General features: G+C 66.6%; 18 protein-coding genes, 1 tRNA gene and 1 pseudogene. 8 read left to right on the top strand and 12 right to left on the bottom strand.

Translation table 11 applies throughout. The features are described 5' to 3' along the window. Positions 1–13: 13 nt before the first annotated feature. Both NX782_RS13850 and NX782_RS13845 read right to left on the bottom strand, forming a co-directional pair. The gene (locus tag NX782_RS13850) at positions 14–3,310 is read right to left on the bottom strand and encodes an nSTAND1 domain-containing NTPase (protein ID WP_258846055.1); all 3,297 of its coding nucleotides are present in this window, start codon (positions 3,308–3,310) and stop codon (positions 14–16) included. Positions 3,311–3,397: 87 nt separating this feature from the next. Next, on the bottom strand, positions 3,398–4,384 hold the full coding sequence (locus NX782_RS13845; protein WP_258846054.1) for a ribonuclease Z: 987 nt from the start codon (positions 4,382–4,384) through the stop codon (positions 3,398–3,400). A 164-nt stretch (positions 4,385–4,548) separates the two neighbouring features. Here NX782_RS13845 and NX782_RS13840 point away from each other — a divergent pair, with 164 nt between their 5' ends. Continuing rightward, complete coding sequence (locus tag NX782_RS13840) at positions 4,549–5,652, top strand: sensor histidine kinase (protein ID WP_258846052.1); 1,104 nt, start codon at positions 4,549–4,551, stop codon at positions 5,650–5,652. Beyond that, a pseudogene (locus tag NX782_RS13835) lies at positions 5,649–6,445 on the top strand (LytR/AlgR family response regulator transcription factor). Before NX782_RS13840 ends, NX782_RS13835 begins: the two are co-directional and overlap by 4 nt. On the opposite strand, the gene NX782_RS13830 reads toward NX782_RS13835, so the two are convergent. The 10 genes from NX782_RS13830 to cysS all read right to left on the bottom strand — a co-directional run bounded on the left by NX782_RS13830 (position 6,432) and on the right by cysS (position 15,758). Continuing rightward, complete coding sequence (locus NX782_RS13830; RefSeq protein WP_258846051.1) at positions 6,432–6,596, bottom strand: hypothetical protein; 165 nt, start codon at positions 6,594–6,596, stop codon at positions 6,432–6,434. The pseudogene NX782_RS13835 and the gene NX782_RS13830 sit on opposite strands and share 14 nt — an antisense overlap. A 1-nt stretch (position 6,597) precedes the next feature. Beyond that, positions 6,598–7,494: a putative universal stress family protein gene (locus NX782_RS13825; protein ID WP_258846050.1), complete on the bottom strand. Its 897-nt coding sequence runs from the start codon at positions 7,492–7,494 to the stop codon at positions 6,598–6,600. A 1-nt stretch (position 7,495) separates the two neighbouring features. Further along, positions 7,496–8,317 (bottom strand): universal stress protein, encoded by an 822-nt coding sequence (locus NX782_RS13820; protein WP_258846049.1) that lies wholly within the window; start codon positions 8,315–8,317, stop codon positions 7,496–7,498. A 339-nt stretch (positions 8,318–8,656) separates the two neighbouring features. Continuing rightward, a complete protein-coding gene (locus tag NX782_RS13815) occupies positions 8,657–9,466 on the bottom strand; it encodes a TlpA family protein disulfide reductase (RefSeq protein ID WP_258846048.1) in 810 nt (269 codons plus the stop codon). Between the two features lie 170 nt (positions 9,467–9,636). Further along, positions 9,637–9,730: transfer RNA gene (locus tag NX782_RS13810), tRNA-Ser, on the bottom strand. A gap of 101 nt (positions 9,731–9,831) precedes the next feature. Further along, a complete protein-coding gene (locus NX782_RS13805; RefSeq protein WP_258846046.1) occupies positions 9,832–11,079 on the bottom strand; it encodes an aspartate kinase in 1,248 nt (415 codons plus the stop codon). A 159-nt stretch (positions 11,080–11,238) separates the two neighbouring features. Further along, the gene (gene tilS / locus NX782_RS13800; protein ID WP_370661792.1) at positions 11,239–12,654 is read right to left on the bottom strand and encodes a tRNA lysidine(34) synthetase TilS; all 1,416 of its coding nucleotides are present in this window, start codon (positions 12,652–12,654) and stop codon (positions 11,239–11,241) included. Next, on the bottom strand, positions 12,651–13,628 hold the full coding sequence (locus NX782_RS13795) for an acetyl-CoA carboxylase carboxyltransferase subunit alpha (protein WP_258846044.1): 978 nt from the start codon (positions 13,626–13,628) through the stop codon (positions 12,651–12,653). Before NX782_RS13795 ends, tilS begins: the two co-directional genes overlap by 4 nt. Before the next feature lie 60 nt (positions 13,629–13,688). Continuing rightward, positions 13,689–14,345: a DNA-3-methyladenine glycosylase family protein gene (locus NX782_RS13790; protein WP_258846042.1), complete on the bottom strand. Its 657-nt coding sequence runs from the start codon at positions 14,343–14,345 to the stop codon at positions 13,689–13,691. Between the two features lie 15 nt (positions 14,346–14,360). Next, on the bottom strand, positions 14,361–15,758 hold the full coding sequence (cysS, locus tag NX782_RS13785; protein WP_258846041.1) for a cysteine--tRNA ligase: 1,398 nt from the start codon (positions 15,756–15,758) through the stop codon (positions 14,361–14,363). Between the two features lie 250 nt (positions 15,759–16,008). On the opposite strand from cysS, the gene NX782_RS13780 reads away from it, so the two are divergent. The 6 genes from NX782_RS13780 to NX782_RS13755 all read left to right on the top strand — a co-directional run bounded on the left by NX782_RS13780 (position 16,009) and on the right by NX782_RS13755 (position 20,386). Next, the gene (locus NX782_RS13780; RefSeq protein ID WP_370661794.1) at positions 16,009–16,605 is read left to right on the top strand and encodes a peptidylprolyl isomerase; all 597 of its coding nucleotides are present in this window, start codon (positions 16,009–16,011) and stop codon (positions 16,603–16,605) included. Between the two features lie 37 nt (positions 16,606–16,642). Then, positions 16,643–17,134 (top strand): peptidylprolyl isomerase, encoded by a 492-nt coding sequence (locus NX782_RS13775; RefSeq protein WP_258846039.1) that lies wholly within the window; start codon positions 16,643–16,645, stop codon positions 17,132–17,134. Positions 17,135–17,174: 40 nt separating this feature from the next. Further along, positions 17,175–17,939 carry a UDP-2,3-diacylglucosamine diphosphatase gene (locus tag NX782_RS13770; RefSeq protein ID WP_258846038.1) on the top strand — a complete coding sequence of 255 codons (765 nt, stop codon included), beginning with the start codon at positions 17,175–17,177 and terminating at the stop codon, positions 17,937–17,939. 217 nt (positions 17,940–18,156) lie between these two features. After that, a complete protein-coding gene (locus NX782_RS13765) occupies positions 18,157–18,522 on the top strand; it encodes a GntR family transcriptional regulator (protein ID WP_258846037.1) in 366 nt (121 codons plus the stop codon). Beyond that, a complete protein-coding gene (locus NX782_RS13760) occupies positions 18,519–19,391 on the top strand; it encodes an ABC transporter ATP-binding protein (RefSeq protein ID WP_258846036.1) in 873 nt (290 codons plus the stop codon). Before NX782_RS13765 ends, NX782_RS13760 begins: the two co-directional genes overlap by 4 nt. Continuing rightward, the gene (locus NX782_RS13755) at positions 19,388–20,386 is read left to right on the top strand and encodes a hypothetical protein (protein WP_258846035.1); all 999 of its coding nucleotides are present in this window, start codon (positions 19,388–19,390) and stop codon (positions 20,384–20,386) included. The genes NX782_RS13760 and NX782_RS13755 overlap by 4 nt, the downstream gene beginning before the upstream one ends.

Raw genomic sequence — 20,386 nt, 5'->3', positions numbered from 1 at the left:
TGCTGGGAAATTATTATTTGCTTTGCTGGGCAAGGTATTGCAGGTAAGCGCGGTCGGCATAGCCGAAGCGCTGCAAACGGGCCACCGCATCGGCGGCAAACTCGGCCTTGCCGATGCAGCCATGCAGCCTGACCCACAGCTCGAGCATGCTGGCGTCGCGCGCAGCGCCGGCGTCCGGGCCCAGGACCTCGAGTGCGCTCAGGCAGGCGCTGCGCGCCGCGCCACCGTCGCCGGCCGCCCTGGCGGCGTCCGCCGAGATCGACAGGGCCCGTACGAAGCTCAGCAGCAAGCGCTTGTTGGACTTGTTGTCCTGGTAAAGCGGGCCAAGCCGCGCAAGCGCCGCGGCGGCCTCTTCACGTGCCGCCGCGGCCTGTTTCGGTTTCAGCAGCAGGTCCGCCAGCCGCACCTGGGCCAGCCCCGCCATCCGCGCCCACTCGGTATTTTTCGGATCGGTCGCCGCCAGCCCGGCCAGGCGCGCATGGCTCTGCCGCATCCGTGCCAGCACCGCTTCGCTGCTGTCGGTGCGCGCCAGGATGGCAAGCTCCTCCATCTCGATCCCCGCCGCTTCGGCCTGCCAGCCGAGGTTTTTCTCGTCGCTCCGGGCCAGATCGGCCATCAGCACCCGGGCGGCCCGGTAATCGCCCAGCGCCGCCTGGTCCTGCCCCTGCGCCAGCCGGTTGGCGGCGCGGTGCTGGAGCGCCCAGGCTTCGCTCCTTGCCCACAAGGGCTCGCCGGGCGCCGCCGCCCGCAGTTGCCGGACGATCGCCATTTCCTGCCCATACAGCGCATCGGCGGCGTCGCGGTCGCCCAGCCCTTCCCTGGACCTGCCAAGCCAGGAATAGCTGTCCGCCAGTTCCTCGAGCAGGGTCCGGGAACCGGGCTGGCGCTCGAGGGCGCGCCGTTTCAAGGCGATCGACTGCGCGAACTCGCGCGCCGCAGTGGCTGGGTCGCCGCGCGACGCCGCCAGCGAGCCGAGATTGTTATGCGCGTAGGACTGCTCGATCCACCATTCCACATTGTCCGGCTCGAGCCGGTGCAGGCCGTCGCTGAACCTGAGGTAGTCCTGCCAATGCGCGGCAGCCTTGTCGACGTCGCCCCGGTCCAGGGCCAGCTTGCCCAGCCAGTAAGCGTTCACGCCGAGGTTCTTGAGCACCTCGATGTTGTCTGGCGCTTTGGCCTGCTGCGCCGTCAGGATGCCCTGGGCCGCGTCCAACGCCTGCGCCGCCCCCGGCGAGTCGCCGCGCGCCCGCCGTACTTCGGCGATGACTTGCAGGGCCTGGGCGCGCTGCGCCAGCGCCGTCATGCCCAGGTCGTCGCGGTCGCGCGCGCCCAGGTAGCCGAGCGCCTTGCTGCTCACGCTGTCGAGCAGGTCGAGCCGTCCGAGGGGGCGCAGCTTGTCGGCGAAGTCGCCCAGCATATAGCCCATCAGCCCCTCGGCTTCGATGCGGCGCTGTTCGGCGAGCTTGCGCGAGACCGTGGCGCTGATGCCGAGCGCCAGCGCCAGCAGCGCCAGCGTCACGATCGTGCCCAGTGCCAGCAGGCGCAGGCGTTCGCCGCGGCGCGCGCGGCGCTGCGACAGGCGGATCAGCTCCGTCTGGTCTTCGGTGAGGGCGAGCTGGCCGGACTTCTGCAGCGCCAGCGCGCCATCCAGCTGCCGGCCGCGCGGCAGCAGCAGCTCGGCGCTGCGCCCTTCGCGCACCCAGCGCGCGGTCTGGTTGGCCAGGCGCGCATGCTCCAGCAGAGCGCCCTTGTGGGCCTCGATCCATTCGCGGATGCGCGGCCAGCGCCGCAGGATCGCTTCGTGGGCGATGCCGAAACCGGGCGCGTCGCCCAGCAGTTCGCTGACGAACAGGCGCGACTCGACCAGCGCCTCGACCACCTGGCGCTCGGGCTCCCCGCGCAGCGCCGACCACGGCGCGCGGCGGCCGGTGACCGTCTCCTCGTTGGCGGCGATCACGACCACCAGCGACATGACGCGCTCCAGCGCCGCCTTCTGCGCCGCGCTGAAACGCGCGACCACCTGCTCGGCGCGCTGGGCGATCGCGCCTTCGACCCCGCCGAGCTGGCGGAAGGCGTCGAAATGCAGTTCGCCGCTGTCGCCGCGCAGCGCATACAGCTCCTGCAGGCAGTACTGCAGCAGCGGCAAGGCGTCCGGGCTGGCGGCGGCGCTTTCGCACAGCACGTCGTCGAGCCGGGCGCCGGTCTGCGTATCGACGCCGAACGACAGCCCGGCCGCGGCCACCGGCAGCCGGATAATCTGGGCGATCTCGGCGCTGGTCGGCGGGGTCAGGTCGAAGTGCGCACCGTTCGGCTTGCCGTCCATCAGCAGCGGGTAGCGCGCAATCTGCGGATAAAAATCGTTGCGGCAGCCGATCACCACCAGCGCCGCTTCGCTGCGGGCCAGGTCGCCGATCAGCTGGAACAAGGCCTCGCGTTCCGCTTCGGGACAGCGCCCGGGCGCGAACAGTGCCTCGAAATGGTCGATGAAGATGCCAAAGCGGAGCGGACCGGCGCCTGCCTGCGCGCCGGCCTGGGCCGTCACCGCTGCGGCCCGCATCCGGCCCAGCACTTCTTCACGGTCCTGCGCCAGGCGCCCGGCCAGCGACACGGCGCTGTCGCCGGCGAACAGGTCGGCATCGCCGCTGTGCAGGTCGAGCATGGTGCTGGCGAGCGCGGCGAACAGGCTTTGTTCGCCCTGCTCCGCCAGGTCGAAGGTGGTGGTGGACAGCAAGGCGGGCCGCTCGCCGCGCAGCGCCGGCGCCATCGCCGGGAACAGGCCGGCCCGCACCAGCGAGGACTTGCCGGAGCCGCTTGGACCGAGCACCAGCTGCAGCGCCATCCGCGCGTCGACCTGGGCGTCGACCGCCGCCAGCAGGCGCCGGGTGGCCTCGTCGCGGCCGAAAAAAACCTGGGCGTGTTCTTCGTCGAAGGCGTGCAGGCCGCGGAAGGGCGTGCGGTCGGCCCACTTGCTTGCCTCGGCCGGCGCCGGTTCGGCGAAGCTGACCGGGGCCAGCGTGCGGTAGCCGCGCTTGCGCACCGTTTCGATATAGGAGGGGGCGGTGGCGGTATCGCCGAGCAGGCGCCGCAGCTGGGCGAGGATCTTGTGGACCGGGTTGTCGCCGTAGACGTCGGTGCGCCAGCATTGCGCCAGCAGCTCGTCGGCGCTGACGATCTTGCCGGCCGCCCGGCACAGCACCACCAGCACTTCCATGGCGCGCGGCTCCATCTGCTTGCGCTCGCCCGACTGATGGATGCTGTTGGTCGAGGGGTCGACCAACCACTCGCCAAACAGGAATTGTTGTGCGTCCATCGTCGCGTGCCAGTTGCTCTAGAGCTATTAGTGATCTACGGCATCATAACATTGGCAATGCGAAAAAGATAATCCTTCCGCCGGGCTTCAGGCGGATCGGCCGGAGATCAAGCTGAGCTGCCCATCCCTGCCCAGCTGGTAGCGGTCGAAATCGCGGGCCAGGAACAACTGGCCGCCGTACACCGCGCGCGCTTCGTTTTCGATGTCGCGCATCGACGGCGCCCCCTCCCCTTCCTGGTAGCGCGGGCTGAAGTGGGTCAGCACCAGGTTCGGCACGCCGGCCTCGCCGGCCGCCAGCGCCGTCATGCGCGCCGAGCTGTGCTGCGGGCCCGGTCCCACCTTCTGCAGCACATCCTCGGTGTAGGTCGCTTCGTGGATCAGCACCTCGGCGTCGCGCGCTTCGTCGACCAGCAACGCCGGGCTGTCGTTATCGCCGCCAACGATGATCTTGCGCGGCTTGCGGCCGGGCTGCAGCCAGTCTTCCGGCTGCAGCACCCGGCCATCGTCCAGCACCACGGGTCTTCCGCGCTGCAGTTCGCCCCAGGCTTCGCCGCGCGGCACCCCGCCCGCCGCCAGCCTGGCCGTGTCCAGCCTGCGCTCGACCGCTTTCTCGGTGAAGCTGTAGGCCCAGCAGGGTATGCGGTGCGACAGCTTTGTCGCCCGCACCGCCAGGTCGGGCAACACGTCGGCGTCCGCCAGGTTTTCCACGTCGACGAAGTCGAGCGCGAACGGCAGGCCCAGTTCCGTGGTCGCCATCACGCCTTCCAGGAAGGGCCGCAGCGGCGCCGGTCCCACCAAAGTCAGCGGCGCGGTGCGGTTCATCATGCCGGCGCTGGCCAGCAGGCCGGGCAAGCCGTAGCAGTGGTCCCCGTGCATGTGGGTGATGAAGACCGCGTGCAGGTCATGCAGCGACCAGGGTGCGCGCAGGATGCGGTGCTGGGTGCCCTCGCCGCAATCGATCAGCGACCAGTGGCGCGCCGCGCGCGCCGCGCCCAGCGAACGCAGCGCCAGCGCGGTGACGTTGCGGGACTTGCTCGGGGTGCCCGACGAGGTGCCGAGGAACTGGAATTCCATGCTGTCTCCGTGATATGAACCCGGGCTTATTATCGGCCATGCGGCCGGCTTCGCTCTTCCCGCAGCCGGTTTGGCGCCGCGAAAAGCCCGTTTCGTCGCTTGCGGCTTGCCTGCACCGCCCGCCATGGCGACAATCGTGGCCATACCAACAAGAAGGACATGCGATGACATCCCTCTCTCCCGCACTCGGCCAGGGCCACGCGCCGCGGCGCCGCCTGCTCGCCTTCGCGGCCGAACTGGGCCTGACCCTGATCGTCAGCGCCTGGGCGGCGGTCCTGATGACGCTGGCGGCCGGCCGTCCGGGCCAGCTGCTCAACGAACTGGTGGTCTCGATCTGCATCGGCCTGGTCGCGCTGCTGGTCGTCGACGTCGCGCGGCGGCTGTTCTGGCGCGACCACGGCCTGCAGCGTCGCTGGCGGATTCCGTTGGTGCTGCTGCTGGTGGCGGCGGCGCCGTTCGCGCATTACGTCGGCCTGCGCATGGGCAGTGCCATCCTCGGCCTCGACGCGCCCGACTTCGCGCATTACCTGACCATTCCGCGCCTGAGCATGATCCTGTTCACGATGCTCGCCATCTTCGGCCTGCTCGCGGTCTTCGTCAGCCGCGAGCGCATGGACCGCATCAAGCTCGAACACAGCGAAGCCCGGGCCCGCGCCGAAGCCGTCGAGCGCCAGGCCCTGCAGGCCCAACTGCGCCTGCTGCAGGCGCAGATCGAGCCGCACATGCTGTTCAATACCCTGGCCAACCTGCAGGGCCTGATCGCCATCGATCCGCAGCAGGCCGGCCGCATGCTGGACCAGCTGATCCAGTACCTGCGCGCCACCCTGAGCGTGTCGCGCATGGAAACCACCACGCTGGCCCAGGAATTCGCCGCGCTCGACGCCTACCTCGGCCTGATGGCGGTGCGCATGGGCGCGCGCCTGGCCTACGCCTGCCGCCTGCCGGACACGCTGCGCGCGGCGCGCCTGCCGACCATGCTGCTGCAACCCATCGTCGAAAACGCCATCGTGCACGGCCTGGAGCCGAAGGTCGACGGCGGCATGGTGACGATCGAAGCCGCCGTCCGTGGCGAGCAGCTGGAGATCGTCGTGCGCGACACGGGACTCGGCTTGCAGGATGCCAATCCGCGCCAGGGCGGCGGCGTCGGCCTGGCCACCACCCGCGAACGCCTGCAGGTGCTGTACGGCGAACGCGCCGGCCTCGAACTGCTGCCCTCCCCGCCGCAAGGCACCCTGGCCCGACTCACTTTACCGCTGGAGTTCGCATGAACGCATCCACCACCGTCCGCGCCCTCATCGCCGAGGACGAACCGATCCTGGCCGCGATCCTCGCCCAGTCCCTGCAGCGCCTGTGGCCGGGCCTGGAAATTCTTGCCACCGCACCGAACGGCCTGGCGGCGGTCGAGCAGGCCCTGGCGCTGCGTCCTGACCTCCTCTTCCTCGACATCAAGATGCCCGGCCAGACCGGGCTGGAAGCGGCCGAGGAACTGGCCGAGCGCTGGGACGGCGGCCAGCCCTTCCCCGAAATCGTGTTCGTGACCGCCTACGACGACTATGCGCTGAAGGCCTTCGAGCAGGCCGCCGCCGACTACGTGCTGAAACCGGTCGGCGACGAGCGTTTGCGCCGCACCGTGGAGCGCCTGCGCGCGCGCCTGGAGGCGCGCAAGGACAGCGGCGGCGGATTGGAACAGCTGGTCGCGCAGATGCGCGCGCTGCTGCCGCAAGCCTCCGCGCCGGAGCGCCTGACGACGATCCGCGCCGCGGTCGGCAACCTGGTGCGCATGATCCCGGTGCGGGACGTGGTCTACTTCCAGGCGCTGGACAAGTACGTCAACGTCGCCACCGCCGACAGCGAAGCCTGATCCGGCTGCCGCTGAAGGAGCTGATGGCGCAGCTGGACCCGGCGCAGTTCGCCCAGGTCAGCCGCAGCAGCATCGTCAATCTGCGGCACGTGGCCAGCGCCAGCCGCGACGAGACCGGCAAGCTGACGCTGGCGCTGCATGGGCGGGCGGACCGCCTGAAGGTCAGCCCGCTGTTCGCCCACCTGTTCAGGCAGATGTGAAGATGGACGCGGCGGCGCTGCCGATCACGATGAGTGCGCCGGCGCCGGCCATCAGCCTGCCGTCGCGGTGGTTGCGGCTGCGGAATTCCTGCCATGCCACGACCAGCAGGCAGACGCCGATGGCGGCGATGCCGTAAGCGATATTTTCCATGTCATGCTCTCCTTGCACTGGTAATCATCAACAGGTCGCTCGCAGTCTTGCCGATCAGGTCGCGGGCGCGCGCCTGCCAGCACCATTCGTCGACCAGCCAGCGCTGGCAGCCCGACAGGATCACGACATCGGCCCCGACCGCGTTCACGTAGTTGGTGACGGACAGCCCGGTCGGACGCGGCAGCAGGGCCAGCGACAGCCTGGCGCTGGCCGTCCCCAGTTCGTCGACGGTTCTGGCGTAGGCCCGCCTGATCTCGCTTTCCATCTGCTCGCGGCAGGCATCGATGGCGTCGTCCCTGACGCCGGCGGCGCGCATGTGGCCCTGGCCCGGCACGTTATAGGCATGCACGATGGTGATCCGCGCCCCGGGCAGCAGGCGCGTGGCCAGCTTCAGGGTCTGCAGCGATTCGTCCGAAAAGTCGCTGGCGAAGACGGCGTGCGCATACGGCCGCCGCGGCTCCTGGCGCACCAGCAGCATCGGCCGCATGGCGTAGCGCGACAGGTCGCGCAGCAGATTGAAGTTGTACAGCGTCGGCCACCACGGGTGGGCCTGCCAGCCCATCACGATGGCGGCCGGGTCGGCCTCGCTGGCGCGCCGCAGCGACAGCTCATACAGGCGCCCGAATTCGAAGGTGGCGGAACAGCGCATGCCGTAGCGGATCAGCGCCGTCGCCGATGCCGTCTTGACGTCGTTCATGCAGCGCGCCAGCGTGACATGCCGGCCGCGGCTGCCGTCGTGCGGCGCCGGCGCGGCCATGCCTTCGGGCTCGTCGCCCGGAATCACGGACAGGATTTCCATGGCCTGGCTGTTCAAGGCCGGCGCCAGCATCGCCGCCCGCTGCGCGGCATGCCCGACCGGGTTCGGGAACATGGAGGTGATCATGATCGGTTTCGACATCTCAGCTCTCCTCGGTCAGGCGTTCGAGGGCCCGGCGCCGGCCGGACAGGCGGACCTCGTCGCCGCTGCCGACCAGCAGGTCGCATGGCGGGCGGCTGATCATCCTGAGGGCCGGCCCACCCAGCGCCGGCCAGCCGCGCGTCTGGCGGAAGGGCCGGCCGATCACGGCCAGGTCCGCGCTCTCGTCGCGCACGACGTCCTCGACGACCCGATGCGGCAGGCCGTACTCGACCGCGTACGACATCGACGAGCCGCCGCGGCCGGCGAAGCTGTCGACCAGCGCCCGCATGTACTTGCAGGCGGTGGCGCGCGCCCGTTCGCGGTACAGCTTGATCAGGCGCGGCTGCAGCTCCAGTTCGCGCATCAGGCGCTCGTCGGGCAAGAGATAGGCGTGCAGGAAAACGAAGTGGGCGGAAGGCGCCAGCAGCAGCGCCAGGTTCGCCGCCGAGATCGACTCCGGCGAAAAATCGGTGGCCACCACCACTTTCCGGTATGGCCTCGGGGATGCCGGCTTCGCCAGCAGCACCGGCAGGCGGCTGCGCTGCATGACCTTGACGGCGCAGGAAGGCGCCAGCCATTCGAGCAGGAAGTGCCGCTGGTCGGCGGCGAACACCAGCAGGTCCGCCCTGTTCGCGGCGGCGCTGCGCAGCACGGCCTCGGCGTCGGTGCCGCGGTACGGCACGCGCGACGCTTCGACCGCGATCCGGTCGATGGCGCGCGGCACCAGGTCGAGCGCGAGCTGGCCGGCGCGCTGCACCAGGCGGCACGGCTGCTTCCCGCGGTCGGCGACCAGCAGGATTCTTTGTATGTGTGGAGCGTTCATGCGATTGCCCTCCCGGCCAGCGCGACGCTGGCCGATGTCAACGAAATGGGAAACACGGCGCGCCAGGGCGCACCGGAACGTCAAGCAATTCGTGTGAGGATGCTCGGAAGACGCTGGACGGCCATGCGTCCAGGTCTCCCGAGCTCAGGAGAGGCAGGCGATATCTCGCGTGGACATTTGCACGAGACGGGCGTGATGCACGCAACGTCCGCGGGACAAGTGGCACTGAGTGAATTTGGTGGAAACAGCGGTGACCATGCGCAACTCTTCCTTATTCAGCGGCATAGTGTTCCATGAACATGGTCGAGTATATATGAGCTGCGGGTTTCGTCAACCGGGTCAAGGCCGGCGCAGCGGCTCGATCGCCCGGGCCACCGTCGCTGCGGACATCTGCCCGAGGCGGCGCTCGACCAGCGCGCCTTTCGCGTCGAAGAACAGGGTGGTCGGCATGCCCGGCGAGTTGGTCGCCTTGGCCAGGCGGCCGGTGCGGTCGAGCAGGACGTTCTCCAGCTGCAGGCCCTGCGCTTGCAAGTAGGCGCGGATATCGCCGACCGTTTCGCCCTGGTTGACGAAGACGAAGCAGACGTCCCTGTGTGACCGCTGCGCCCGCGCGAGCTCGGGCATTTCGCGCCGGCATGGCGGACACCAGGTGGCCCACAGGTTCACGACCAGGGGCTGGCCCGCCAACGCCGCCATTGGCACGTCACGGCCGTCGAGGTCGGTCAGAACCAGTTGCGGCAGGCTTTGCCGGTCCGGCTTGACCAGTGCCAGCGCGACGGAACCTGCGCCCCATGCAAGCCAGGCGGTGAGCACGCCCACCAGCAGCGCCCTGCCCGCGCGGCGATCGCGCCAGGCCAGCCAGGCGCCCAGCGCCAGCGCCGCCGCGATGCCTGCCAGGGGCGTGAAACCGCCATCGCGCAGGTCCAGCATGCGCAGCGGCTCCTCCATGTAGAAGGCCCGGTAGCGGAAGACGAACACGGCCCGCGCGGCCAGCACGGCCGCTGCGGCGAGCAGCCACAAGCGGCGTTCGATCTGGACGCCGGTGCGTGCAGCGATGCGATTCGCGATCGCGAAGCCGAGCAGGATGGCGGCGAGCGCGGCCAGGGGCGCGGCCGGGAGAGTGAATGGGCCAAGGGTGAGATCGGTCATGGCGGTATTGTGCACGGAAAACACGAAGGCAGGCTGGTGCGTGGGCAGCTGGACGCGAACTGCATCCGTTTCGTGTGACGTGCCGGACAGGATCGGGCAACAAAAAACCCGCTGTCTCGAATGAGAACAGCGGGTTTTTTGATGTCCCTGAACACGCAGGGACAGTGTTCTGGCGGAGGCGGTGGGATTCGAACCCACGATACAGGTTTAAGCCCGTATGCTTCCTTAGCAGGGAAGTGCCTTCGGCCACTCGGCCACGCCTCCAGTCAGCTCTTAACAGTGTTGCTCGTTGTCGCTGAGTGCAAGCATCTTAATGGCCACGCCCCATTTCGTCAAGGAAGCGCAACCAAAAATATGCGATAAAGTTAAGATTTCTCCAGATCAAACGCTTTATGCAGGGCGCGTACGGCCAGCTCCATGTATTTTTCGTCGATCAGGACCGAAATCTTGATCTCGGAAGTCGAGATCATCATGATGTTGATGCCCTCTTCCGCCAGCGTGCGGAACATCTGCGAAGCGACGCCGACGTGGCTGCGCATGCCGACGCCGACCGCCGACACCTTCGACACCTTGGCGTCGCCGACCAGGCGGGTGAAGCCCAGCTCTTCCTTCTGCGATTCCAGAACAGCCAGCGCGCGCTGGTAATCGTTGCGCGACACGGTGAACGTGAAGTCGGTTTTACCGTCGACCGACACGTTCTGTATGATCATGTCGACTTCGATGTTGGCGTCCGATACCGGGCCCAGGATGTGGAAGGCCACGCCCGGCTTGTCCGGCACGCCCAGGACGGTGATTTTGGCTTCATCGCGGTGGAAGGCGATGCCCGAGATGACGGCTTGTTCCATATTGTTCTCTTCCTCAAACGAAATCAGGGTGCCCGAGTTGGCTTCTTCCTCGAGCGGCATCAGGGGGTCGGTCAGCGAGGACAGCACGCGCGTCGGGACGCGGTAGTTGCCCGCGAATTCGACCGAGCGGGTCTGCAGGACCTTGGAGCCCAGCGAGGCCAGTTCCAGCATCTCCTCGAAGGTGATTTTCGACAGGCGGCGCGCTTCGTCCACCACGCGCGGGTCGGTCGTGTAGACGCCGTCGACGTCGGTGTAGATCAGGCATTCGTCGGCCTTCATCGCGGCCGCGATCGCCACCGCCGAGGTGTCCGAGCCGCCGCGACCCAGGGTCGAGATATTGCCTTCTTCGTCCACGCCCTGGAAGCCGGTGATGATCACGATCTTGCCGGCGTCGAGGTCGGCGCGCACGCGCGAGTCGTCGATCGACTGGATGCGGGCCTTGGTGAAGGCCGAGTCGGTGCGGATGCCGACCTGCCAGCCGGTGTAGGACACGGCGTCCTTGCCGCGCGCCAGCAGCGCCATCGCCAGCAGGCCGACGGAAACCTGTTCACCGGTCGAGGCGATCATGTCCAGTTCGCGCGGGTCCGGCTGCGCCATGATCTCTTTTGCCAGGCCGATCAGACGGTTGGTTTCGCCCGACATCGCCGACGGGACAACGACGATCTGGTGGCCGGCATCATGCCATTTGGCGACGCGGGCCGCGACGTTCTTGATGCGTTCCGTCGATCCCATCGACGTCCCGCCGTATTTGTGGACTATTAAGGCCATGTGGTGAAGGTTTCCGCTTGTAAAAAATAGAAGGGGTCTTTAACTCTACATGCTGCGGTGCAGAATCACAAGATGTGGGGAGGTGAAAGCTATACCTAATAGGAATATGGTAATGCGAAAAGGGCATATTATGCGCTTTTCGCATCTCAGACCCGCATCTCAGGTCGATTCCCAGCGCAGGCGAATCCGCCCTGCCCCTTCCAATCCTTCAGATACAAAGCGGCAATCCATGCCCAGCCCGGCCGCGAACAGCAGGTCGAAGCCGCTGCTGACGATGGGCAGGCGCGAACGCTCCCATGCCGGCACGTCGTGCGCCTGGAACAGCTGCTTGAGGCCGCGGGTCGGCCGGTTCGGCGCCAGCTTGAGGCGCTCGCCGCCCTTGCGGAAGTCGATTTCCACCTTGGCCGACCGCAACCAGGCCGGGTCCAGCCCGAGCGGAGCGGGATCGAAATGCAGCACCCCGCCGTAGTCCGGGAAGGCGATGCTAAGCTCGCCAGCCCAGGTAAAGGCCTGGGCATGCTTGACGATGATGCCTTCGTCGTCGGGGTCGCGCAGGCCGGCCAGGTCCGGCAGCTTGGGCACCAGCAGCAGGCGCTCGCGGTAGCGGCGCACGTCGACGTCCGGGTGCGCGACCAGCGGCTGCGCATCTTCGCGCGCGCTGGTGAGCTGGGCCACCATCTGCTCCAGCCAGGCCGTGGACGGCATGCCGAAGCCGCGTTGCGCGAACCAGTAGCGCAGCAGGTTGTTGATGCGGTCCGCGCTCAGGGCGCGCAGGCACGGCAGCTTGATCGCCTCGCCGTCCAGGCAGGCGGCCAGGTCCTGCGCCGCCAGCTCGTCGAGCAGGCGCTGGCTCGACGCCGCGTGCGCGCTGCTGCGCGCGATGCGGCGCTGGAAGCCGGGAAAGGCCTGGGCCAGCGCCGGCATCACCGTGTGGCGCAGCGCGTTGCGGGTGTAGCGCGGATCGCTGTTCGATTCATCCTCGACCCAGGCGATCTGCTGCGCCGCCGCATAGGCTTCGAGTTCGGCACGCGCAACGGCCAGCAGCGGGCGCGCCATCACGATACGGTCGTCGCCGAGCAGGGTCGGCGCGCGGTTGGCGGCGTCCATGCCGGACAGGCCGGCCGGGCCGGAGCCGCGCAGCAGTTGCAGCAGCACGGTTTCGGCCTGGTCGTCGAGGTGGTGGGCGGTCAGCAGCAGCTCGACGCCGTGCGCGCGGCACATGTCGCCCAGCGCGGCGTAGCGCTGCTTGCGCGCCGCCGCTTCCACGCCGCTTTTGCCCTTCTCGACCGTGACTTCGCGGTGATCGAAGACGACACCGAGCTCGGCGCATGCCGCGGCACAATGCGCATGCCAGGCGTCGGCGTTCGGGCTCAGGCCGTGATGCACGTGGAAGGCGAACAGCGGCAGGCCGGCTACCTTGGCAGCCTCGTGCGCCAGGTGCAACAGCACCATGGAATCGAGTCCGCCGCTGAGGGCGACCGCTATGCTGGACGGGGAATATTCGGTGCGCAGGCCATGAAAAGCCTGCGTGAAAGGACCGGCGGCAGGGGCCGGTCCGGATGAACGACGACTCACTCTTCGCGCGGGGTGGTTTCCTTGAATTTGCCGTAGGCCATCAGCTTCGCGTGACGGGCTTCGAGCAGATCCTTGGTCTTCATGCCCTGGAACTGGCGCAGGGTGTCGGCCAGCGCGCGCTTCAGGCCCTGGGCCATGGCGGCCGGGTCGCGGTGGGCGCCGCCCAGCGGTTCGCTGACGATCTTGTCGATCAGGCCGATGGCCTTCAGGCGATGCGCGGTCAGGCCCAGTGCGTCGGCGGCTTCGGCCGCGCGCTCCGAGGTCTTCCACAGGATCGAAGCGCAGCCTTCCGGCGAGATCACCGAATAGGTCGCGTACTGCAGCATCAGCACGGCGTCGCCGACGGCGATCGCCAGCGCGCCGCCCGAACCGCCTTCGCCGATGATGGTGGCGATCAGCGGCACTTTCAGCTCGGCCATGACGTACAGGTTATGGCCGATCGCTTCGGACTGGCCGCGCTCTTCGGCGTCGATGCCCGGGAAGGCGCCCGGGGTGTCGACGAAGGTGAAGATCGGCAGGTTGAACTTCTCGGCCAGCTTCATCAGGCGCATCGCCTTGCGATAGCCTTCCGGCTTGGGCATGCCGAAGTTGCGCATCGCACGCTCTTTGGTGTCGCGGCCCTTCTGGTGGCCGATCACCATGCAGGACTGGCCGTTGAAACGGGCCAGGCCGCCGATGATGGACTGGTCGTCCGCGAAAGTGCGGTCGCCGTGCAGTTCGTGGAAGTCGGTGAAGATCGCGTTCACATAGTCCATCGTGTACGGACGCTGCGGGTGGCGCGCGATCTGGGAAACCTGCCAGGGGGTCAGCTTGGCGTAGATGTCTTTCGTCAGTTGCTGGCTCTTTTTGGCCAGGCGGTCGATCTCTTCCGAGATGTCGACAGCCGAATCGTCCTGCACGAAGCGAAGCTCTTCAATTTTGGAATCGAGCTCGGCGATCGGCTGCTCAAAACTGAGGAAAGTTGTTTTACTCATCGTAACTCCGATTATTCTTGTGGCCCCGCGCCAGCCAGGGCGCGGCAGCAAACGCGCATTTTAACCCGGATTCGGGTCCAAACTGCGCCATAAGTACCAAGTGGCAACTGTTCGCCAGGGCTCCCAGTTGGCGGCGACCTCGCGCGCATCGCTGCGCGACACGGGTTCGCCCGAGAAATAGTTCTGGCTGATGCCCTGGATCAGGCCGGCATCGTCGAGCGGCAGCACATTTGGCCTGAGCAGATTAAATATCAAAAACATCTCTGCTGTCCAGCGGGTGATGCCGCGGATCTGGACCAGTTCGGCGATCACCGCCTCGTCGTCCATCTCCGACCACTGGTCGGCGTGGACGCGCTTGGCCTTGAAATGGTCGGCCAGGTCGAGGATGTATTCGGTCTTGCGTTTCGACAGGCCGCAGGCGGACAGTTCGGCGGCGCCGGCCTTGATCACCTGCGAAGGCGTCATCTTCGGGCACAGTTCGCGCAATTTGCCCCAGGCGGCTTCGGCCGCCTTGACCGTGACCTGCTGGCCGACGATCGAGCGCGCGAGGGTCGTGAACGGGTCCGGATGGCCGCGCAGGTGCATGTCCCCGAACTGCGGGATCAGCTTGTTCATGATGCGGTCCCGCCGCATGAGCTCGGCCTTTGCCTCCGCCCAGTAGGGAGGAAGATCAGGCAATGCCGGTGCCGCGCCCATGAGGTCCTTGGAAAGTGCCATGCCGGATAGCTTCGCTCAGGCGCGGCGCCAGTTGGTCGTGCCGTCGGGCTTGTCTTCGAGCACGATGCCGGCTGCCGTGAGTTCGGCGCGGATCGCGTCGGCTTCGGCGAAGTTGCGCGCCTTCTTGGCGGCGGCGCGGCGGGCGATGGCGTCGTTGATGCCGGCCTCGTCCATGCCGCCCTCGCCCGGCGTACCTGCCTGCAGGAATTGCTGCGGCGAGCGCTCGAGCAGGCCCAGCACGGCGGCCAGGGCCTTCAGCTGGCGCGCGGTGTCCGGCGATTTGGTCCGGTTGACTTCGGTCGCCAGGTCGAACAGCTCGGCCACCGCCAGCGGGGTGTTGAAGTCGTCGTCCATCGTTTCGCGGAAACGGACCGCGTGCGCCTCGTCCCAGTCGACTGCCGGCGTGCCGCTGCCCAGGTCGACGTCGGCCAGGGCCGTGTACAGGCGGGTCAGCGCGCCCTTGGCATCGTCGATGTGGGCATCCGAGTAATTCAGCGGGCTGCGGTAATGGGCGCGCAGGATGAAGAAGCGCACCACTTCGGCATCGTACTGCTTTAGGACGTCGCGGATCGTGAAGAAATTGCCCAGCGATTTGGACATCTTCTCGTTATCGACGCGCACGAAACCGTTGTGGATCCAGTAGTTCGCCATCGGCGGGCCGAAGGCGCCTTCCGATTGCGCAATCTCGTTCTCGTGGTGCGGGAATTGCAGGTCGGCGCCGCCGCCGTGGATGTCGAAGTGCTCGCCCAGCAGCGCGCAGGACATGGCCGAGCATTCGATGTGCCAGCCCGGACGGCCGATGCCCCATTTCGAATCCCACTTCGCTTCCGCCGGCTCGTTTTCCTTGCCGGCTTTCCACAGCACGAAGTCGAGCGGATCGCGCTTGCCGGTATTCACGTCGACGCGCTCGCCGGCGCGCAGGTCGTCCAGCGACTTGCCGGACAGCTTGCCGTAGCCTTCGAAGCCGCGCACGGCGTAGTTCACGTCGCCGTCCTCGCCCTGGTAGGCCAGGCCCTTCTGTTCCAGCTTCTCGATGATAGCGAGCATGTGCGGCACGTGGTCGGTGGCGCGCGGCGCGAAGTCGGGCGGCAGGATGCCGAGGGCGGCCGTGTCCTCGTCCATCGCCTTGATGAAGCGGGTGGTCAGCTGGGACATGGTCTCGCCGTTCTCGACCGCGCGCTTGATGATCTTGTCGTCGATGTCGGTGATGTTGCGGACGTACTTGACCTCGTAACCCGAGGCCTTGAACCAGCGGTAGATGACGTCGAAAGCCATCATCATCCTTGCGTGACCGACGTGGCAGTAATCGTAGACCGTCATCCCGCACACATACATGTTGATCTTGCCGGGCTGGAGGGGAACGAATACCTGCTTGTCACGCGCGAGCGTGTTGTAGATCTTTAATTGGCTCATCGGATGGTGTTCTGGATGGTTGGAGCTTGACGCTCGGACGCAGCGCTGCGGGGCAGCGTGCCGGGAGTGTGACACCCGTCGCGACCGTCAGGACTGTGACACTGTGCTACTTTGATAAAATCAACAGTCCGTCGCAAAGTATAGCATTGATAAAATCCTGACTGGCCGCATATGCCACAGGTTTATTTTTCTGCAAAACTCTTGACACGACTTTGCGTTTGCCCACAGAGAGGAAGCCACGATGCACACCATGAAACCGTCCCGTCCCCGCCTGCTGACCCGCGCCTTCGCCACCGCCGCGGTCGCGACAGGTGCCCTGCTGCTCTCGGCGGCGGCCTGGGCGGCCGACCCGCAGGTCTCGCTGAAAACCACGATGGGCGAGATCGTGCTCGAACTGGACCAGGAAAAAGCGCCGGTCACGGTCGCGAATTTCCTGCAGTACGTGAAGTCGGGCTTCTACAAGGGCACCATCTTCCACCGCGTGATCGACGGCTTCATGATCCAGGGCGGCGGCATGGACGCACAATTGAAAGGCCGCAAAACCCGTCCGCCGATCAAGAACGAAGGCAATAACGGCCTGTCCAATGCCGCGTACACGGTCGCGATGGCGCGCGAGGACAATCCGGATTCCGCCACTTCGCAGTTCTTCATCAACGTGGCCGACAATTTCGGCCTGGACGCCATCAACCGCGTGGATGCCGGCTACACCGTATTCGGCAAGGTCGTGAAGGGCCAGGAAGTGGTCGACAAGATCAAGGGCGTACTGGTCGACGACGTCAAGGGCATGCAGAACGTGCCGGTCACGCCAGTCGTGATCCAGTCCGCGACGATCGTCAAAGCGAAGTAAAATACCGAACTCTTAACAATAAGGCACAGGACAAACCATGACCACCGTACTCATGACCACCAACAAGGGCAACATCAAGATCGAACTCGACGACGAAAAAGCGCCGAAGACGGTTGCCAACTTCGTTGAATACGTCAACAAGGGTCACTTCAGCAACACGATCTTCCACCGCGTGATCAAGGACTTCATGATCCAGGGCGGCGGTTTCGAGCCGAACATGTCGCAGAAGCCGACCGACAAGACCGTCGAGAACGAAGCCAAGAACGGCCTGAAGAACGACAAGTACACCATCGCGATGGCCCGTACCATGGCCCCGCACTCGGCCTCGGCCCAGTTCTTCATCAACACCAAGAACAACGACTTCCTGAACTACCCGGGCCAGGACGGCTGGGGCTATGCCGTGTTCGGCAAGGTCGTCGAAGGCCAGGACGTGGTCGACCAGATCAACACCGTCAAGACCGGCCGTTCGGGCATGCACTCGGACGTGCCGACCGAAGCCGTGATCATCGAAAAGGCAGAGATCGTCTAATTAACAAGGTGCGCGTGGGACCGTCCACCGAGAAAAACCGATGAACAGTCCCGCGCGCACGCTTGCGCTCTTCATTTCCGACCTGCACCTGCAGGAATCGCACCCGCGCACGGCCGAAGCCTTTTTCCGCTTCCTGGCCGAGCGCGCCCCCAAGGCCGACGCGCTCTACCTGCTCGGCGACATCTTCGAATACTGGGCCGGCGACGACGACCTCGACACGCCTTTCCACCAGCGCATCGCCGGCGCCCTGCGCGCCCTCGCCGATGGCGGCGTCGCCGTGTACTGGATGGCCGGCAACCGCGACTTCCTGGTCGGCCAGGATTTTGCCCGCGCCGCCGGCTTGCGCATCCTGCCCGACCCTAGTGTGGTCAGCATAGCCGGCCAGCAGATCGCCCTCGTGCACGGCGACGCCCAGTGCACCGACGACACCAAGTACATGGCCTTCCGCGCCCAGGTGCGCGAGCCGGCCTGGCAGCAGCAGTTCCTGGCCATGCCGCTGGCCCAGCGCAAGGCGATCATCGCCGGCCTGCGCGAAGGCAGCCGCCAGGCGCATGGCGAAAAGTCCTATGAAATCATGGACGTGACCTCAAGCGCGGTCGCCGCACTGCACGAGGCCACGCAAGCCGCCACCATCATCCACGGCCACACCCACCGCCCCGCGCTGCATCTGGACGAACAGAGCGGCCGCCGCCGCTACGTGCTGCCGGACTGGGAACTCGACGCCGAGCCGGTGCGCGGCGGCTGGATCGCCATCGCCGACGACGGCAGCATCACCCCCCATGGCCTCGACGGCCAGCCCGCCTGAAGCACACCTGCCAGAATTCCCAGCTTGCATGAAGGGCAACAGCGTCCTTACACTGGGCCTTTCAAAATAAGAACCGCCAAGCTCTGTGTTGACAGGCACCGAACCGGTGTTATACTTCACTACAACACCACTTCAATACAACGCTGAAGTAGTGCCCCATCAACGAGGAGGCAGGCATGGAAGGACAGCGCCGCACCGCACAGCAAAGGAGCCGGCAATGAGCATCGGCTGGAACGACAACGCGCCGATCTATCGGCAATTGAAGGAAAGAGTGATCGGCATGATGCTCGACGGCGCCTTGAAGGCCGGCGATGCCCTGCCCTCGGTGCGCCAGATCGCGGCCGAGTACCAGCTGAATCCGATCACGGTCTCGAAGGCTTACCAGGAACTGGTCGACGAAAACTTAGTAGAAAAAAGAAGGGGGATCGGCATGTACGTCACTGAAGGGGCCAGCGAAAAGCTGCTGGCAAGCGAACGCGAGCGCTTCCTGCGCGAGGAATGGCCGGCGATGCTGGAGCGCATCCGCCTGCTGGGTCTGAATGTGGATCAGCTGCTGGACAGCGAGCGCGGAGGCCAGGCATGAATACCGTCCTCTCCGCCAAGGGCTTGAGCAAGCGCTACGGCAAACGCGTGGCCGTCGACGGCATCGACTTCGAGGTCCCCGCCGGCCGCATCGTCGGCCTGATCGGCCCGAACGGCTCGGGCAAGACCACCACCCTCAAGGCCGCGCTCGGCCTGATCCCCTTCGACGGCCAGTTAAGCGTACTCGGCTTCGACCCGCGCACCCAGCGCGACGACCTGATGCAGGACGTCTGCTTCATCGCCGACGTCGCCATCCTGCCGCGCTGGATGCGGGTCAAGGATGCGATCGATTTCGTGCAGGGCGTGCATCCGCGCTTCAACCGCGAAAAGGCCGAGCGCTACATCGCCAACACCAAGCTCAAGCCGGGCATGAAGGTCAAGGAGATGTCCAAGGGCATGATCGTGCAGCTGCACCTGGCGCTGGTGATGGCGATCGACGCCAAGCTCCTGGTGCTGGACGAGCCGACGCTCGGCCTGGACATCATCTACCGCAAGCAGTTCTACCAGAACCTGCTGGAAGACTATTTTGACGAGCACAAGACCATCGTCATCACCACCCACCAGGTCGAGGAAGTCGAGCACATCCTCACCGACCTGATGTTCATCCGCGACGGCAAGATCGTGCTGGCCGCCTCGATGGAGGAAATCGGCGAACGCTACGTCGAAGTGATGGTCTCGCACGACAAGATCAGCGCCGCCAACGCCCTGCAGCCGATCGACCGCCGCACCGTGTTCGGCAAGGCCGTGATGCTGTTCGATTCGGCCGCGCCGGGCAGCGCCTCGCGCCAGCAGCTCGCCGCCCTCGGCGAAACCCGCAACCCCAGCGTCGCCGACCTGTTCGTCGCGACCATGAAAGGAACCTACGCATGAACGCCCTGACCATGAAGTGGCTGCTCCGCCGCGAGTACTGGGAGCACAAGGGGTCGATGTTCTGGGCCCCGGCGATCGTCGGCGCGCTGCTGGTGCTGTTCGTCGGCGGCACCGTCATCTACGGGCTGGCGATGCACGGCACGCCCGGCACCATCCAGATCAATGGCCGCATCGTGAGCCATGGCGCCTTCGCCGCGGCGATGCCGCCCGAGATGCAGATCAAGCTGTCGCGGCTCGCCAGCGGCTTGTACGTCGCCGCCGGCGCCCCGCTGTTCCTCGTGATGGCCGGCGTCATGTTCTTCTACTGCCTGGGCGCGCTGTACGACGAGCGCCGCGACCGCAGCATCCTGTTCTGGAAATCGCTGCCGGTGTCGGACGCCACCACGGTGCTGTCGAAGGCCATCACCGCGCTGTGCGTCGCACCGATCATCGCCGGCGTGCTGGCAGTCGTCGCTTCCCTGCTGCTGCTGACCATCGGCGCGATCGGCCTGTCCTTCAGCGGCGTGCACCTGATCGGCGCCCTGCTGACCCAGCCCGACCTCTACCTGCAGCCGCTGCGCCTGCTCGCCCTGCTGCCGGTCTACGTGGTCTGGGCGCTGCCGACCGTCGGCTGGCTGCTGCTGGTGTCGAGCTGGGCCAAGACCAAGCCCTTCCTGTGGGCCGTCGGCGTGCCGCTGGTCGCCCTGCTGCTGGTCAAGTGGATCAGCTACACGCTGGAGAACTTCTCGGGCACGCCGCTGAACATCATGCCGGTCGCGCAAGACATCGTCGCGCGCATGCTGAGCGGCAGCGTGCCGGGCATCTGGTTCAGCTTCACCGATGGCATTCCAGCCGCCGTGCGCGAATCCGGCCAGGGCCAGGGTCCCGACATGGGCCTGCTGTTCGAAGCCTCGTGGATGACGCTGGCCACGGTCCAGGCCTGGGTCGGCGCGCTGGCCGGCGCCGCGATGATCTTCGCTGCGATGCGCCTGCGCCGCTGGCGCGACGAGGGCTGA

The organism is Massilia norwichensis, assembly GCF_024753245.1.
GTDB classification, from domain to species: domain Bacteria; phylum Pseudomonadota; class Gammaproteobacteria; order Burkholderiales; family Burkholderiaceae_D; genus Telluria; species Telluria norwichensis.
Note: the sequence above shows the minus strand (reverse complement) of the source record. Positions and strands in the feature narration are given on the sequence as shown.